General features: G+C 65.2%; 16 protein-coding genes. 7 read left to right on the forward strand and 9 right to left on the reverse strand.

What is annotated here, in order from left to right:
* Positions 1–42: 42 nt before the first annotated feature.
* On the forward strand, positions 43–603 hold the full coding sequence (locus ACM42_RS29840) for a carboxymuconolactone decarboxylase family protein (protein ID WP_271531202.1): 561 nt from the start codon (positions 43–45) through the stop codon (positions 601–603).
* A gap of 46 nt (positions 604–649) precedes the next feature.
* Here the strand turns inward: ACM42_RS29840 and ACM42_RS29845 are convergent, their stop codons facing one another.
* Complete coding sequence (locus tag ACM42_RS29845; RefSeq protein ID WP_333922435.1) at positions 650–1,522, reverse strand: hypothetical protein; 873 nt, start codon at positions 1,520–1,522, stop codon at positions 650–652.
* A gap of 214 nt (positions 1,523–1,736) precedes the next feature.
* Between ACM42_RS29845 and ACM42_RS29850 the strand changes: the two genes are divergently transcribed.
* Positions 1,737–1,982 carry a hypothetical protein gene (locus ACM42_RS29850; protein ID WP_271531204.1) on the forward strand — a complete coding sequence of 82 codons (246 nt, stop codon included), beginning with the start codon at positions 1,737–1,739 and terminating at the stop codon, positions 1,980–1,982.
* 3 nt (positions 1,983–1,985) lie between these two features.
* Here the strand turns inward: ACM42_RS29850 and ACM42_RS29855 are convergent, their stop codons facing one another.
* Entirely contained in the window at positions 1,986–2,927 is a 942-nt protein-coding gene (locus ACM42_RS29855) for an alpha/beta hydrolase (RefSeq protein WP_271531205.1), read from the reverse strand.
* Positions 2,928–3,036: 109 nt separating this feature from the next.
* Here ACM42_RS29855 and ACM42_RS29860 point away from each other — a divergent pair, with 109 nt between their 5' ends.
* Positions 3,037–3,924 (forward strand): branched-chain amino acid aminotransferase, encoded by an 888-nt coding sequence (locus tag ACM42_RS29860; RefSeq protein WP_271531206.1) that lies wholly within the window; start codon positions 3,037–3,039, stop codon positions 3,922–3,924.
* Between the two features lie 16 nt (positions 3,925–3,940).
* Here ACM42_RS29860 and ACM42_RS29865 read toward each other — a convergent pair whose 3' ends face one another.
* The gene (locus ACM42_RS29865; RefSeq protein ID WP_271531207.1) at positions 3,941–4,561 is read right to left on the reverse strand and encodes a class I SAM-dependent methyltransferase; all 621 of its coding nucleotides are present in this window, start codon (positions 4,559–4,561) and stop codon (positions 3,941–3,943) included.
* 41 nt (positions 4,562–4,602) lie between these two features.
* Complete coding sequence (gene phaR, locus ACM42_RS29870; RefSeq protein WP_271531208.1) at positions 4,603–5,193, reverse strand: polyhydroxyalkanoate synthesis repressor PhaR; 591 nt, start codon at positions 5,191–5,193, stop codon at positions 4,603–4,605.
* 302 nt (positions 5,194–5,495) lie between these two features.
* On the opposite strand from phaR, the gene ACM42_RS29875 reads away from it, so the two are divergent.
* The 3 genes from ACM42_RS29875 (at position 5,496) to yddG (ending at position 8,653) form a co-directional block, all read left to right on the forward strand.
* Positions 5,496–6,674: an acetyl-CoA C-acetyltransferase gene (locus ACM42_RS29875; RefSeq protein ID WP_271531209.1), complete on the forward strand. Its 1,179-nt coding sequence runs from the start codon at positions 5,496–5,498 to the stop codon at positions 6,672–6,674.
* Positions 6,675–6,915: 241 nt separating this feature from the next.
* Complete coding sequence (gene phbB / locus ACM42_RS29880) at positions 6,916–7,641, forward strand: acetoacetyl-CoA reductase (protein ID WP_271531210.1); 726 nt, start codon at positions 6,916–6,918, stop codon at positions 7,639–7,641.
* 142 nt (positions 7,642–7,783) lie between these two features.
* A complete protein-coding gene (gene yddG, locus ACM42_RS29885; protein WP_271531211.1) occupies positions 7,784–8,653 on the forward strand; it encodes an aromatic amino acid exporter YddG in 870 nt (289 codons plus the stop codon).
* 81 nt (positions 8,654–8,734) lie between these two features.
* On the opposite strand, the gene ACM42_RS29890 is transcribed toward yddG, so the two are convergent.
* Positions 8,735–9,157, reverse strand: coding sequence for a cupin domain-containing protein (locus ACM42_RS29890; RefSeq protein WP_271531212.1), 423 nt, complete (start codon positions 9,155–9,157; stop codon positions 8,735–8,737).
* Between the two features lie 23 nt (positions 9,158–9,180).
* Positions 9,181–9,948, reverse strand: coding sequence for a hydroxyacylglutathione hydrolase (gene gloB / locus ACM42_RS29895; protein ID WP_271531213.1), 768 nt, complete (start codon positions 9,946–9,948; stop codon positions 9,181–9,183).
* A gap of 108 nt (positions 9,949–10,056) precedes the next feature.
* Here gloB and ACM42_RS29900 point away from each other — a divergent pair, with 108 nt between their 5' ends.
* Positions 10,057–10,800, forward strand: a complete 744-nt coding sequence (locus ACM42_RS29900) for a methyltransferase domain-containing protein (protein WP_271531214.1) — start codon at positions 10,057–10,059, stop codon at positions 10,798–10,800.
* A 217-nt stretch (positions 10,801–11,017) separates the two neighbouring features.
* Here ACM42_RS29900 and ACM42_RS29905 read toward each other — a convergent pair whose 3' ends face one another.
* From ACM42_RS29905 to prfA, 3 genes are all read right to left on the reverse strand, one after another.
* Positions 11,018–11,791: a DUF4167 domain-containing protein gene (locus ACM42_RS29905; protein ID WP_271531215.1), complete on the reverse strand. Its 774-nt coding sequence runs from the start codon at positions 11,789–11,791 to the stop codon at positions 11,018–11,020.
* A gap of 460 nt (positions 11,792–12,251) precedes the next feature.
* Positions 12,252–13,133 (reverse strand): peptide chain release factor N(5)-glutamine methyltransferase, encoded by an 882-nt coding sequence (gene prmC / locus ACM42_RS29910; protein WP_271531216.1) that lies wholly within the window; start codon positions 13,131–13,133, stop codon positions 12,252–12,254.
* A 3-nt stretch (positions 13,134–13,136) separates the two neighbouring features.
* Positions 13,137–14,222, reverse strand: coding sequence for a peptide chain release factor 1 (prfA, locus tag ACM42_RS29915; RefSeq protein ID WP_271531217.1), 1,086 nt, complete (start codon positions 14,220–14,222; stop codon positions 13,137–13,139).
* Between the last annotated feature and the right edge of the window lie 31 nt (positions 14,223–14,253).

Genomic DNA, 14,253 nt, shown 5'->3' on the forward strand with positions numbered 1-14,253 from the left:
GCATGCAGGTGACGGTTGTGGTCTCAACGAGGAGATCCTGCCGTGCGCCTTCCCATTCTCGATCCCAAGGATCTGACTGACGAACAGAAGCCGCTCTATGACGACATGCGAGCCGGCATCAAGGGCCATTTCAAGGGCTTTGTGAACATGCGCGACGACGGCGCGCTGCTCGGGCCCTGGAATCCCTGGATCCGCGAGCCGCGCTTCGGCAAGCCGGTGTGGGAGCTGGTCAAGGCGGTCGCGTCGAACCCGCTGCTGCCCGCGCCGGTGCGCGAGGTCGCGATCCTCGTCACCGGCTCGCATTTCCGGTCCGGTTACGAGCTCTATGCCCACGTTCTGGTCGCCGAGCAGCGCGGTCTCTCCGACGAGAAGCTGGCGACCATCGTCGCCGGGCAGCGACCGGTGGACCTCACCAGGCAGGAGGCTGTCGCCTATGACATGGCCTCGGCACTGGTCAGCGGTGGCGTGCTGCCGGAGCTGACCTATCGCGCGGCGGTGAAGGAGTTCGGCGAACACGGCGCGGCCGAGCTGTCCTATCTCGTCGGCGTCTACTGCATGGTCTCGGTCACGCTCAACACGTTCGACGTGCCGGTGCCGGATTAGCAGCGGCTTCGTTTCGTTTGAACACGATCCTTTTCCGGGATCATGCTCAGTTGCGCACGGCGTAGAGCGGCGTTCGCAACGTCACCTGATAGGACGGCTTCGGCGTCCATGCGATCAGCGCGGTGATGCCGAACAGGCGGTTGTCGTTGTCGTCCATGCGGTCAAGGTCGAGCCGCAGGATCGGCTGGGTGAAGGACTCCGCGAGCGTCCGTCCCGCGAGCTGTGCGCCACCGAAGGACTGCATGCCGAGGCGCCCGGTGAACTTCCAGTTGCTCGGCCATTGGTAATAGCCGCCGGCATAGAGCACCGTGTTCGGCCGGATGCTGGCGAACGGGCTGGCAATGGTGGCGGTGGTGTATTGCACGCCGGCCAACCAGCCCCGCGTCTCGTCCTCGTCGAGCGCGTAGTCGAATTCCAGGATGTTGTTGAAGGAATTCACCATGCCCTGCTCGTTCGGCACCGACTGCGTCAGCGTCGATTGCAGCGTGATCGTCGGGATCTTGCCGCCATTCTGCTGGTGGAGGTCGGCTTGCACGCCGATGTTCCAGCTGGTGATGTCGAAGGACGACCAGCCGCCGCCGATATCCGTCGTCGATCCGGACACGCCGCCATAGAGCGAGACACGGTCGGTGACGTCGACGGTCAGCGGCAGGTCAACGGCAATCGACTTCGCCGCCGGCAAGCCGTTCGGCAGCGTCGTGCCTCGTCGCGCCGCCAGCGCCTGGAACGCGGCCGACAGCGAGGTGGTGCCGAAGCCGAGCCCGAGCGTGCCTGCGGGGATCGTCGCGTAGCTGGTGCGGAGGTCGAGGTAGATGTTCGGAACAGTCGGCTTTGCCGGTGCGTCCTCCTCCGCCTCGTTGGCGAAGGCAGCGCTTGCTGAAACCGTCAGGCAGGCCAGTCCCAGCGCGACAGCGCGCAAAGCCGGACGATGCGATGGGCTGCGGTTTGACACGTGACAATCCGACGCGTGGGGCTTGGTTGCGGAGTCTCATGCTAGATGGAACGTGATCGTTCCCGTGGTCAAGCGTTATCCGCAAACGATGGACTGTATCGACGCGCGCGGCTACCCTGTCGTGACTGCACCGACACTCTCGCCTGCCGGAGTGCAGGCCGGACAACGGAGGACGACAGCCATGAACACGTCACGCCGCATCCTGCTCGCCGGAATGGCGGGGCTCGCCCTCGCTCCGACCGCCGTGGCGGCCGCACCGGCGCCAGTGGTCGATGATGTGACGGTTGCCGAAGAACGCTTTGCGCGCATGATCGCCGCCGCACATGCGCCCGACGTCACTTGCGCACGGCAGGCCGAGCGTTATGCGGATGCGCATTGGCCTGAATATCTCGTGGCAGCCCGAGCCGTTCTCGACGCAAGAGTGTGATTCTCACACTGACTTCCTCACCGCCCTCCGCACCTGCTCGCCGATCTGCGACAGCACAAGCTGAGCCTGCGGCAGGATCGCGCCCATGGCGTGGAAATTGTGGACCATGCCGTCGTGGCAGACATGCTCGACGGCGACGCCCGCGGCGAGCAGCTTGCGGGCATAGGCATTGCCTTCGTCGCGCATCGGGTCGTACTCGGCGGTATGGATGATCGCGGTCGGCAGGCCCGTCAGCCGTGTCGCGCGCAACGGAGAGACGCGGGGATCGGCGGCGTCGATGCCCTCGGGCAGATAGTCGGAAAGATCGGCTTCGATCGTGACGCGGTCGATCAGGTGGCCCTCGGCAAAGGCCTCGCGCGAGGGCGAGGTCTCCTCGAAATCCAGCACCGGGCAGATCAGGCATTGCGCGGCGATGGAGAGGCCGGCGGTCTGCGCCGCCTCCTGGCACACGACCGCAGCGAGCGTGGCGCCGGCGGAATCGCCGCCGATCACCAGGCGGTCCGCGTCGATGCCGAGCGATGCCGCCTCGCGCGCCACCCATTCGGTGGCGGCGATCGCGTCATCGACGGCGGCGGGGAATCTGTGCTCGGGCGCGAGCCGGTAGTCGACCGACACGAGGCGGCAGCCGGTGGCATGCGCCAGCGCGGCCGCGATGCGGTCGTGCGTGGCAATGCTGCCGGCGACGAGCCCGCCGCCGTGAAAGAACACGAACCCCGGTGCGAGCTCCTCGGCGCTCGCCGGCGTGTAGAGGCGATAGGGCAGTTCGCCGGCGCGGCCGGTCAGCACGCCGTCGGAGGTCGTCACATCCGGCGCCTCGGCACGCGCGAACTGCATCAGCTTTGCCAGCGATTGCCGCCGCGCTTCCACGCTGGGGCGGCTCCGCGCCTGCGGCGCAGCCGCAGCCATCATGGTCAACAAACGCTTGGCGAGCGGATCGAGCGGCATGGATCTCTCCTTGTCTCCCACGAGGGGAGGGTAACTCACCAGGTCCCCGCAGGGAATCTTTTAGAAATTGGGTCAATAGTGCCCGGATATTTCCAAGGGGAGGCCGGTCATGGCCGAGATCAAGAAGCCCATCGACTATTCGCCGAGCCGGACCTTCTTCGAGGGCGAATGGCACGAGGGCAATGTGCCGATCATGGGCTCGCGCACGCATGCGGCCTGGCTCGGCTCGATCGTGTTCGACGGCGCGCGCGCGTTCGAGGGTGTTGCGCCCGATCTCGACCGGCACGTCGCCCGCGTCAATCAATCGGCGATCCATTTTGGCCTGAAGCCGGTGCTCGATACCGGCGCCTGGCTTACACTCGCGCAGGAAGGCATTGCGCGATTTGCGGCGGATGCCGAACTCTATATCCGTCCGATGTACTGGGCGCAGAACGGGAGCGGCGGCGGCGTGCTGTTCGACCCCGAGACCACCAATTGGTGCCTGTGCATCTACGTGGCGCCGATGCCAAAGCCGGTCGGCAACGCGATCACGCTGTCGCCGTTCCGCAGGCCCACCGCCGAATGCGCGCCGGTCGAGGCCAAGGCGGCCTGCCTCTATCCGAACAATTCGCGCGCGCTCGCCGAGGCCGCCGGGCGCGGCTTCAACAACGCGCTGATGCTCGACATCCTCGGCAACGTCGCCGAGTTCGGCAATTCGAACGTGTTCATGGCGAAGGACGGCGTGGTCTTTACGCCGGTGCCGAACGGCACTTTCCTGAACGGCATCACGCGCCAGCGTGTCATCAGCCTGCTTCGCGCCGACGGCGTCACCGTGGTCGAGAAGACGCTGCGCTATGCCGATTTCCTTGCCGCCGACGAGGTCTTTTCATCCGGCAATTTCGCCAAGGTCGCGCCCGTGATCCGCATCGACGAGCGAGAGCTGAAGCCGGGCCCGTTCTACACGAGGGCGCGCAAGCTCTATTGGGATTTCGCGCATGCGGTGAAGCTGGCGGCTTGAGCTGGCTGTCGCGTGCTTACAAGCCGCGTCTCCGAAACCGGCTGAACTGAAACGCCTGCGTCGAATTCCACGGCGTGTGATGCGTCTCGCTGCGCGTCTCGACGAGCCCAAACTCAGGCCCGAGCTCCGCCGCAAGGCTCGCGCTGTCGTGTCGCTGAACCGCCAGGCCGCTGCATTTCTCCGGACCATCGGGCGCGAACGTGCCGATGATGACTTGTCCGCCGGGGGGAAGCGCTGATCGCAGGCGTTCGACGTAGGCCGCCCTGTCGCGCGGGTCGGTCAGGAAGTGAAACGCGGCGCGATCGTGCCAGACGTCGTAGGTCTTCGCCGGCTGCCACGTCGTGGCGTCGGCAACGATCCAGTCGACGATCGAACCGGCTCCGCCGATTCGCTTCTTCGCCGCATCAAGCGCGTTGGCAGAGAGATCCAGCACGGCGACGTCGCGATATCCGTCCTGCAGCAGCGCATCGACCAGCCGCGAGGCGCCGCCGCCGATATCGATGATGGCTGCGCCATGATCCGGATTGGCCGCGTGAATCATCTCGAGCGAGATTGTCGGGCTGTCCTGAAACCAGCTGACCTCGGCTTCGCCCTTGGTGGCGTAGACATGCTCCCAATGGGTGGCTCGGTCAGACATGGCTCGTCCTCCGGCTCGCCAGGGGCCGGTGCAATGAAGGACTACTCGTCCTTCTTCGACATCCGCTCGAGGCGTTCCTGCATCTCCTTCATCTGCTGGCGCAGATCATCGATATTGCTGTCCTTCGGCGCCTCGGTACTCGCATCGGGCTCCGGCTCGGAAGTGGTGGTCGGACGGGGCGCCGCGAACGGCTTGAACATCGAGAAGGTCTGCTGGAACAGCTCCATGTTGCGGCGGACTTGCTCCTCCAGCGGAGCAAAAGGAGTGCCGGACAGCGTATTGGCGATCTGCTTGCGGAACTTCTCCTGCTCCTGCGTCAGCGTCGCAATCGACTGCTCCAGATATTTCGGCACCACCATCTGCATGCTGTCGCCATAGAAGCGGATGAGCTGGCGGAGGAAGGTGGTCGGCAGCAGGTTCTGGCCGGCCTTGTTCTCCTGCTCGAAGATGATCTGGGCGAGCACGGAGCGGGTGATGTCGTCGCCGGACTTGGCGTCATAGACCAGGAAATCTTCGCCATCCTTGACCATGGCGGCGAGGTCTTCCAGCGTCACGTAGGTACTCGTTCCGGTGTTATAGAGCCGGCGGTTCGCGTATTTCTTGATGGTGGTGGGTTGGTCTGATTTCGCCATGGGCTCTCACTTGCAAACGCGGAGAACGGGAACCTGCCGGGCAATGCCGCAGGGCGGGAAGAGTACGCAACGCAACAAAATAAGCATTTTCAACGGGCTCACGCTACCGTTTTGTGCGGCACGGTTAATTGCAGAGCAAAATCTTGCTTGCGAAAGCGCCAAGAACGCTATTTTGAATGCGCTGCGGCATGAATTCGGAGACCGTCCGATTGACATGCCTCAACGACGTTAACAGGATGCCATTCGAGACTGGCGAGCCCTTCCCCAGCCCCGCCTGCCCCCTTCAAACCCAGGAGATGCCCATGTCAGACGATGTCGTCATCGTCAGCGCCGCCCGCACCCCGGTCGGTAGCTTCAACGGAGCGTTCGCGACCCTTCCCGCCCACGATCTCGGCGCCATCGCCATCAAGGCCGCGCTGGAGCGTGGTGGCATCGAGCCCGGCCGGGTCTCCGAGGTCATCATGGGTCAGATCCTGACCGCCGCCCAGGGCCAGAACCCGGCCCGTCAGGCTTCGATCGCCGCCGGCATTCCGGTGGAGAGCCCGGCCTGGGGCGTGAACCAGCTTTGCGGCTCGGGCCTGCGCACGGTTGCGCTCGGCTATCAGGCGCTGCTCAACGGTGATTCCGAGATCGTGGTCGCAGGCGGCCAGGAATCCATGAGCATGGCCCCGCACGCCCAGCACCTGCGCGGCGGCGTCAAGATGGGCGGTCTCGAACTGGTCGACACCATGATCAAGGACGGCCTGTGGGATGCCTTCAACGGCTACCACATGGGCAACACCGCCGAGAACGTCGCACGGCAGTGGCAGATCACCCGCGCCCAGCAGGACGAATTCGCCGTTGCTTCGCAGCAGAAGGCGGAGGCCGCGCAGAAGGCCGGCAGGTTCAAGGACGAGATCGTGCCCGTCACCATCAAGACCCGCAAGGGCGACGTCGTCGTCAGCGCCGACGAGTATCCGCGTCATGGCGCCACCCTCGACGCGATGGCCAAGCTCAAGCCCGCCTTCGAGAAGGACGGCACGGTGACCGCGGGCTCGGCCTCCGGCATCAACGACGGCGCCGCCGCGGTGGTGCTGATGACCGCCAAGCAGGCGGCCAAGGAAGGCAAGAAGCCGATCGCGCGCATCGTGTCCTGGGCTCAGGCCGGTGTCGATCCGAAGATCATGGGCTCGGGCCCGATCCCGGCCTCGCGCGCCGCGCTGAAGAAGGCCGGCTGGAGCGTCGGCGATCTCGACCTGATCGAGGCCAACGAAGCCTTCGCGGCGCAGGCCTGCGCCGTCAACAAGGACCTCGGCTGGGACACCTCCAAGGTCAACGTCAACGGCGGCGCGATCGCGATCGGCCATCCGATCGGCGCGTCCGGCGCACGCGTGCTGGTGACGCTGCTGCACGAAATGCAGAAGCGCGATTCGAAGAAGGGCCTGGCCACGCTGTGCATCGGCGGCGGCATGGGCATCGCCATGTGCGTGGCGCGCGACTGACGACGACCTTGCACGGAGCTGACGCGTGCGCCGCACACGTCAGCGCGTGCGTTGCACGCGACTAAAAAGGCAGCGGTTGCAAATCAAATATTCTTCGCAACCACGCAGGCCTCGACTAAAGAGAAACGCCCGGCTCACGCCGGGCGTTTTGTTCTTGATGTCCGTCAAACGTCCCGCATAATCCGCAGCTAAAAACAATCACGTCAGAAGCGTCCGAAGAGTCCAAGGGAAGGAATACGATATGGCACGTGTTGCACTGGTGACGGGTGGTACGCGGGGCATCGGAGCGGCAATCAGCAAGGCGCTGAAGGCGGCCGGCTACAAGGTCGCGGCGAACTATGCCGGCAACGATGCGGCGGCGGAGAAGTTCAAGGCCGAGACCGGCATCGCGACCTACAAATGGGACGTCAGCAGCTTCGATGCCTGCGCGGCGGGCGTGAAGAAGGTCGAAGCCGATCTCGGGCCGATCGAGGTGCTCGTCAACAATGCCGGCATTACCCGCGATACCGCCTTCCACAAGATGACGCTCGAGCAGTGGACCGCCGTCATCAACACCAATCTGGGCTCGCTGTTCAACATGACGCGCCAGGTCATCGAGGGCATGCGCACGCGCAAGTTCGGCCGCATCATCTCGATCTCGTCGATCAACGGCCAGAAGGGGCAGTTCGGTCAGGTCAACTATTCCGCCGCGAAGGCCGGCGACATCGGCTTCACCAAGGCGCTCGCGCTCGAGAACGCCAAGGGCGGCATCACCGTCAATGCGATCTGCCCGGGCTACATCAACACCGAAATGGTGCAGGCGGTGCCGAAGGACGTTTTGGAGAAGAACGTGATCCCGCAGATCCCGGCGAGCCGGCTCGGCGAGCCCGAAGAGATCGCGCGCGCGGTGGTGTTCCTCGCGGCCGACGAGGCCGGCTTCATCACCGGCTCGACCCTGACCGTCAACGGCGGCCAGTACATGGTGTGATGCGATCGCATCACGCGGGCTGATATTTTCCGCGTCGTCATGGTCGGGCTTGTCCCGGGCATCCACGGCCTTACAACAGCCGTCGCCACGGAAGAACGTGGATGGCCGGGACAAGCCCGGCCATGACGGAAACATTGGGCCGATGACTCCCCGCACCGCGACGCTGATCGGATTGACCGCGATCCTGATGTGGTCGCTGCTGTCGGTGATGACGGTGGCGACCGGAAGGATCCCGGCGTTCCAGCTCGCCGCGATGACCTTCGCGATCGGCGGTGTCGTCGGGCTGTTCACCTGGATCGGGCGGAGCGAGGCGGCGAAAAGCCTGCGCCAGCCGCTCGTCGTCTGGGTCGTCGGCGTCGGCGGCCTGTTCGGCTATCACGCGCTGTATTTTCTCGCGTTGCGCTTCGCGCCGCCGGCCGAAGCCGGCCTTCTGAATTACCTGTGGCCGCTGCTGATCGTGCTGTTCTCGTCATTCCTGCCCGGCGAGCGGCTGGCCGCGCATCATATCATCGGCGCCGTGCTCGGCCTCGTCGGCACCGTGCTGCTGTTCGCCGGCAACACCTCCGGCTTCGCGCCGGGCGCGGTGCCGGGATTGATCGCGGCCTTCATCGCCGCTTTCGTCTGGGCGGCCTATTCGGTGCTGTCGCGCCGGTTGAAGGCGGTGCCGACCGACGCGGTCGCGGGCTTTTGCCTCGCCACGGCCGTACTGGCCGCGCTGACGCATGGTCTGCTTGAAACCACGGTCTGGCCGGAGACGACGGTGCAATGGCTCTCGGTCATCGCACTCGGCATCGGCCCCGTCGGCGCCGCCTTCTACGCCTGGGACATCGGCATGAAGCGCGGCGACATCCGCGTGCTCGGCGCCGCCTCCTACGCGACGCCGCTGCTCTCGACCGGCTTCCTCATCGCCGCCGGCTATGCCAAGGCCAGCGCCAACATCGCCATCGCCGCGATCCTGATCGCCGGCGGCGGCCTGATCGCGGCGAAGGACATGGTGCTGCGGAAGCGATGATTGTCATTCCGGGTTCTTCGCTTGCGCGTCAGCCCGGAATGACAGTGTGGAGCTACAGCCAGTGGCTTTCCGAAAAGTTCATCAGGGCTCCCAGCCCTTCGGCGCGAGCTCGAAGCCTGCGAACTCGAACGCTGGCGCCACGGTGCAGCCGACCAGCGTCCACTCGCCCGTGGTTTCTGCCATCTGCCAGGCATTCGCAGGCACGATACCCTGCGGACGCTCGCCGCCGATGAGGTCGCTGCCCAGCCGCACCTCATGCTGCGAGCAGCCTTCATGGGCGATGCGCAAGATCAAAGGGTGGCCGGCGTAGTAATGCCAGGTCTCGACCGCATCGACGCGGTGCCAGTGCGAGCGTTCGCCGCGTGCGAGCAGGAAATAGATCAGCGTCGAGCGCGAACGTCCGTTGGCGTCCGTGGCCAGATCACGAAACGTTTCGCGGTAGTGCCCACCTTCGGGATGCGGTCGGAGTTCGAGGCGCGCGATGATCTCGGCTGCGGTCGGCATCGATCCCCGTCAGGACTTGTTCTTCAGGACTTGTTCTTGCGCTCGCGCAGTTCGCCGAACACCGCGGCGGCATCCGCGCCCTTCATGTGTAGCCTGGCTGCGACCTCGGGCGCATCAGCCCGCAGGAACACGTTTGCTCGCTTCTCGTCACCAAGCAGTGAGGGAATCGTGGGCTTGTTCTCGGCCCGCAGCTTCGTCACTTCGGCGGCGCGCGCCTGGAGCGCCGCATTGTCCGGCTCGATGGTGAGCGCGAATTTGACGTTGGACGCCGTGTATTCGTGGCCGCAATAGAGCTTGAAGTCGTCGGGTAGCGCCCGCAGCTTCAGAAGCGAATCCCACATCATCGGGTAGGTGCCCTCGAAGACGCGGCCGCAGCCGATCGAGAACAGCGTGTCGGCGGCGAAGACCGTCTTCTCGGTGTCGAACACGTAGGAGATGTGGTCGAGCGTGTGGCCGGGCGTCTCCACGACGCGCGCCAGCAAATTGCCGATCTTCACCACGTCGGCGTTGGCGACGCGCAGGTCGACATTCGCGATCTTCGTCGTCTTGTCGTGCGGCGCCACGACGCGGCAATCGTACTTCTGCTTGAGTTCGGCAACCCCGCCGACATGATCGCCATGATGATGGGTGATCAGGATGTCGGTGAGCTGCCAGCCCTCGCGCTCCAGGGCCTCGAGGATGGGGCCGGCCTCCGGCGCGTCGATCGACGCGGTCGCCTTGGTTTCCACGTCGTGGATCAGATAACCGAAATTGTCGTTTAAACAGGTGAAAGTACGAATTTCGGCGGCCATGTCATCTCCATCGGGCTCAGCCCCGCCAGACAAATATGGCGTTAACGTTGCGCAGGCAATGCAATATTCCGCGCGCAGGGGCGGCCTTGCGCATGTTACATTGCCGTCATGACCATCGACGTCGTCGACCTCCGCGAGTTCTATTCCCGCCGCCTCGGGATCGTGGCGCGGCAAATGATCAATCGCGGCATCAGGGAGCGCTGGCCAAGCGCCGAGGGCCAGCGCGTCCTCGGCATCGGCTATCCCACGCCCTATCTGGGATTGTTCCGCGAGGACGCCGAGCGCTGCATCGCCTTCATGCCGGCGGCCCAGGGCGTCCTGAAATGGCCGACGGGACGACCGGCGCTGGCCTCGCTGGTCGACGAATTCTCGCTGCCGCTTCCTGACGCCGCGGTCGACCGCATCCTCCTGGTCCACGCGCTGGAGATGTCGGACGATCCGGCCGCGCTGCTGCGCGAGGTGTGGCGCGTGCTGTCGCCGTCCGGGCGCGTGATCGCTGTGATCCCGAACCGGCGCGGGGTGTGGACCCGCACCGACAGTACGCCCTTCGGTCACGGCCGGCCTTATTCGCGCTCGCAGATCACCGAGCTGCTGCGCCAGACCTGGTTCACGCCAACCGCCTGGGGCGAAGCGCTGTTCATGCCGCCTTATGCCGGAGGCTGGGTGCTGAAATCGGCGCAGATGTGGGAGCGCGCCGGCGCAGCGTTGTCGCTGCCCTTTGCCGGCGTCCATATCGTGGAGGCGACCAAGCAGGTCTACCGCGCGATCCCCGCCAAGCGCGAGCGCGCGCGGCTGATTCCCTCGCTCGCGAAGCCGGTGCTGGTGCCGTCCCAGACGACGGTGACGCGCTAAAGCGCGATGCGATTAGGATGAATCGCCAACGCGCTTTAGCTGTTGTTCAAGCATGATCCTTTCGGAAAACCGCTGCGCACTTTTCCGGATCATGCTTTGGGCTCATCGCCCCCTACCGGGAGAGGTAGTCCGTGCCCCAAGCGCTGATCGCTTCAGTCAGGCACAAACAAATCGTCCCGGCGAGGCCGGGACGAGTCAGGTCTGAAATCAGAAGTGGCTACTCGCCGGGGGCGACCTCGTCGCTGGACGCGACTGGGGCGGCCTCGCGCTCGGGGCGCGGGCCATGCGGCCGGCGCCGCCGCCGCGGATAGCGCTCGCCGCCACCGGCACCCTCAAACCCGCCCTGGCCGCCATTCGCGGCGACATTCACTTGCGGCTGCGCGCCGGTGATGAAGGAGGGCAGGCGATCGACGCTGCCGGCATCGGCGATGACGGGCTGCGGCTGGTTGGCGGGCTGCGGCTGATATTGCGGCTGTGCACGATGATCGCGTTCGCGGTGCTCGCGCGGCTGCTGGTTGTCGCGCTGATAGGGCTGCTGGCCGTCGCGCTGCTGATGATCACGCGGGTGGTGGTCGCGCTGGCCATCGCGGTCGCGCATGAAGGGCTGCTGCGGAGGCTGCGGGACGAAACCCGGCTCCTGGCCGAAGGCCGAGAAATTCTCGCCGTCATCCTCGCCGTCGTCGCTGCTGCTGCTGATGGGCTCATCGCCGCGCGGCTGCTGGCTCTGGCGGAACTGCTCCTGGGCCGCAGCGATCAGGCGGAAATAATGCTCGGCATGCTGGTAGTAGTTCTCGGCTGCAACGGGGTCGCCGGAGGAGCGCGCATCACGCGCAAGCTGGAGATACTTTTCAGCGATGTGCGAAGCGGTGCCGCGAATCTTGATGTCGGGTCCGTTGGACTCGTAGACCCGGGTCATCGGGTTCTGGCCGCGCCGGTTGTTGTTATTGTTGTTGCGGTTGCGCATCCGCTGCTTGTTCTGACCGTTTCTCATGTCCTGCCTTCGATTCCAGCCCTAAAGGTTGCACGCATTACTGATTGCTAGGAGTGACCTGGGGACAGCGGCTCACATCTCTCGCGCGCACCGCGCGCAAGCCGGATCGAGCCCTGCCAATGTTCGTCGACCGTCGCGTTCAACAAAGACGCGTTCCCCACCCGCCAGCATTCATTGCCAGCGAACCCATTCATTTCGCCTGCCGAAACAAGCCCAGCTTTCTTGCGTAAGTCTTCAAGCGCAATATCAGGCTTTCGTTCACTTGCGGTCGGAGAGCAGCGCAGCTCCACTGGCCATCGCGCTCAACAGGACCTGCGGCTTGGAACCTTTAAATCAGTAATGCTCTCGCCCGAGAGCCCGGCTTTCGCCCGTACGTGTACGGGGCCGGCACCGATGTGTTGGACGGAACGTAGTCGTTCCCAGGCGATATTCCAAGAGGTTTTTGCAGCCCAATCGGCTTTTATGGAGGCATTTTTCGGGCCGAAACGGCCCGGGGAATGCCCGCCAGGTCAGCCTTGGGCGGCCGGTCCAGTGATAACGCGGCGCCCCTCATCAAGGTTTCAATATTTTGCGCCTGGCCCTGTCCGGCCTCGACGATCAGCGCTCCGCCGGGCGCGAGCCTTTCGGCCGCCTGGGGGATCAGCGCGCGGTAGGCGTCATATCCGTCATTGCCGCCGTCGAGCGCCAGATGCGGATCGTGCCCGCGCACCTCGATGCTCAATTTCGGAATCTCGCCCGAGGGAATATAGGGCGGGTTCGAGACGATGAGATCGAACGGGCCGCGGAGCGCCGCGGCGTAGGAGCAGGCGACGAAGGCGGCGCGGTCGGCGAGGCCGAGCGCGACGGCATTGTCCCTGGCGGTTCTGAGCGCGTTCTGGCTAAGATCGGTGCCGACGCCGAAAGCGTCCGGAATTTCGTGCAGCAGCGCGAGCAGGATCGCGCCGGATCCGGTGCCGATGTCGGCGATACGCGGCCGATGAGATGCCTGCCGCTCGCGAAAAATCTCGAGTGCAAGCTCGACCACGGTCTCGGTATCGGGGCGCGGGACCAGGGTTGCTTCCGACAAGCGGAATGGCAGGCCCCAGAATTCGCGTGTCCCGAGGATGCGCGCCACCGGCTCGCCGGCGATGCGGCGCTGAGCATGTTGCGCCAGCCGTGATGCTTCGGCCGCGGTCAGAGGACGGGCAGCCTGCGTGACCAGGCCGGTGAGGTCGAGGCCGAGCACCGCACCGATCAGGATGCGGGCGTCGAGCTCGGCTTCGTCGAGCTGTGCCGATCTCAATAGCGCAGCGAGCGTGCGCCGCGCGCCCTCGATGGATTGCCCGGTGAAGGGGTTGCTCACGCCTCAGGCCGCCGCGCCTTGCGCAGCGAGCTGTGCGGCCTGGTGCTCCGTCGTCAGTGCGTCGATCAATTCGCCCAAGGCTTCACCCGCGATCACCTGCGGCAGCTTGTAGAGCGTGAGGTTGATGCGGTGGTCGGTGACGCGGCCTTGCGGAAAATTATAGGTGCGGATGCGCTCGGAGCGGTCGCCGGAGCCGACCTTCTCCTTGCGCTCGGCGGAGCGTGCGGCGTCGACGCGTTGCCGCTCCGCGTCGTAGATGCGCGAGCGCAGGATGTTCATGGCAGAGGCGCGGTTCTTGTGCTGCGAGCGGCTGTCCTGCATCATCACCACGATGCCGGTCGGGATGTGGGTGATGCGGATCGCCGATTCGGTCTTGTTGACGTGCTGGCCGCCCGCTCCTTGCGCGCGCATGGTCTCGATCCGCAAGTCGTCGTTCTTGATGTCGACGTCGACGTCCTCGACCTCCGGCAGCACGGCCACCGTCGCTGCCGATGTGTGGATGCGTCCCTGCGTCTCGGTGTCGGGCACGCGCTGCACGCGGTGCACGCCGGATTCGAACTTCAGCTTCGAGAACGCGCCGCGGCCCTGTACCTCGGCGATGATTTCCTTGTAGCCGCCGACGGTGCCTTCGCTGGCCGAGATCACCTCGACCTTCCAGCCCTGAAGGCTGGCAAAGCGCTCGTACATCCGGAACAGGTCGCCGGCGAACAGCGAGGCTTCGTCGCCGCCGGTGCCGGCGCGGATTTCCAGCACCACGTTGCGGTCGTCCATGGCGTCCTTCGGCAACAGCGCGACGCGGATCTTCTGGACCAGCTCCTCGATCTTTGGCGTCAGCTCGTCGCGTTCGGCCTCCGCCATGCTGCGCATCTCGGCATCGGTCGCGGGATCGGCGATCAGCGCCTCGGTGTCCGCCAGCTCCTTGACGGCGGAGCGATAGGCCTTCACCGCCTCGACCAGCGGGGTGATCTCGGCGAGCTCGCGTGTGATCTGCACATATCGATCGGAGGTGAGTTGTCCGAGCGATTCGGCCTCGAGCGAGGCGTGATGCGCGAGCAGGACGTCCAGTTTGGCTTCGGGGAGTGACGACATCGGTTCAGTCTCAATAGCGGCAAGAGGCGAG

The sequence above is a fragment of the Bradyrhizobium sp. CCBAU 25338 genome, from assembly GCF_028128965.1.
GTDB lineage: Bacteria > Pseudomonadota > Alphaproteobacteria > Rhizobiales > Xanthobacteraceae > Bradyrhizobium > Bradyrhizobium liaoningense.

Coding starts and splice junctions, on each gene's coding strand:
- ACM42_RS29850 (WP_271531204.1), top strand. CDS start 1,737: ATGAACACGTCACGCCGCATCCTGCTCGCCGGAATGGCGGGGCTCGCC.
- ACM42_RS29855 (WP_271531205.1), bottom strand. CDS start 2,927: ATGCCGCTCGATCCGCTCGCCAAGCGTTTGTTGACCATGATGGCTGCG.
- ACM42_RS29860 (WP_271531206.1), top strand. CDS start 3,037: ATGGCCGAGATCAAGAAGCCCATCGACTATTCGCCGAGCCGGACCTTC.
- ACM42_RS29865 (WP_271531207.1), bottom strand. CDS start 4,561: ATGTCTGACCGAGCCACCCATTGGGAGCATGTCTACGCCACCAAGGGC.
- phaR (WP_271531208.1), bottom strand. CDS start 5,193: ATGGCGAAATCAGACCAACCCACCACCATCAAGAAATACGCGAACCGC.
- ACM42_RS29875 (WP_271531209.1), top strand. CDS start 5,496: ATGTCAGACGATGTCGTCATCGTCAGCGCCGCCCGCACCCCGGTCGGT.
- phbB (WP_271531210.1), top strand. CDS start 6,916: ATGGCACGTGTTGCACTGGTGACGGGTGGTACGCGGGGCATCGGAGCG.
- yddG (WP_271531211.1), top strand. CDS start 7,784: ATGACTCCCCGCACCGCGACGCTGATCGGATTGACCGCGATCCTGATG.
- ACM42_RS29890 (WP_271531212.1), bottom strand. CDS start 9,157: ATGCCGACCGCAGCCGAGATCATCGCGCGCCTCGAACTCCGACCGCAT.
- gloB (WP_271531213.1), bottom strand. CDS start 9,948: ATGGCCGCCGAAATTCGTACTTTCACCTGTTTAAACGACAATTTCGGT.
- ACM42_RS29900 (WP_271531214.1), top strand. CDS start 10,057: ATGACCATCGACGTCGTCGACCTCCGCGAGTTCTATTCCCGCCGCCTC.
- ACM42_RS29905 (WP_271531215.1), bottom strand. CDS start 11,791: ATGAGAAACGGTCAGAACAAGCAGCGGATGCGCAACCGCAACAACAAT.
- prfA (WP_271531217.1), bottom strand. CDS start 14,222: ATGTCGTCACTCCCCGAAGCCAAACTGGACGTCCTGCTCGCGCATCAC.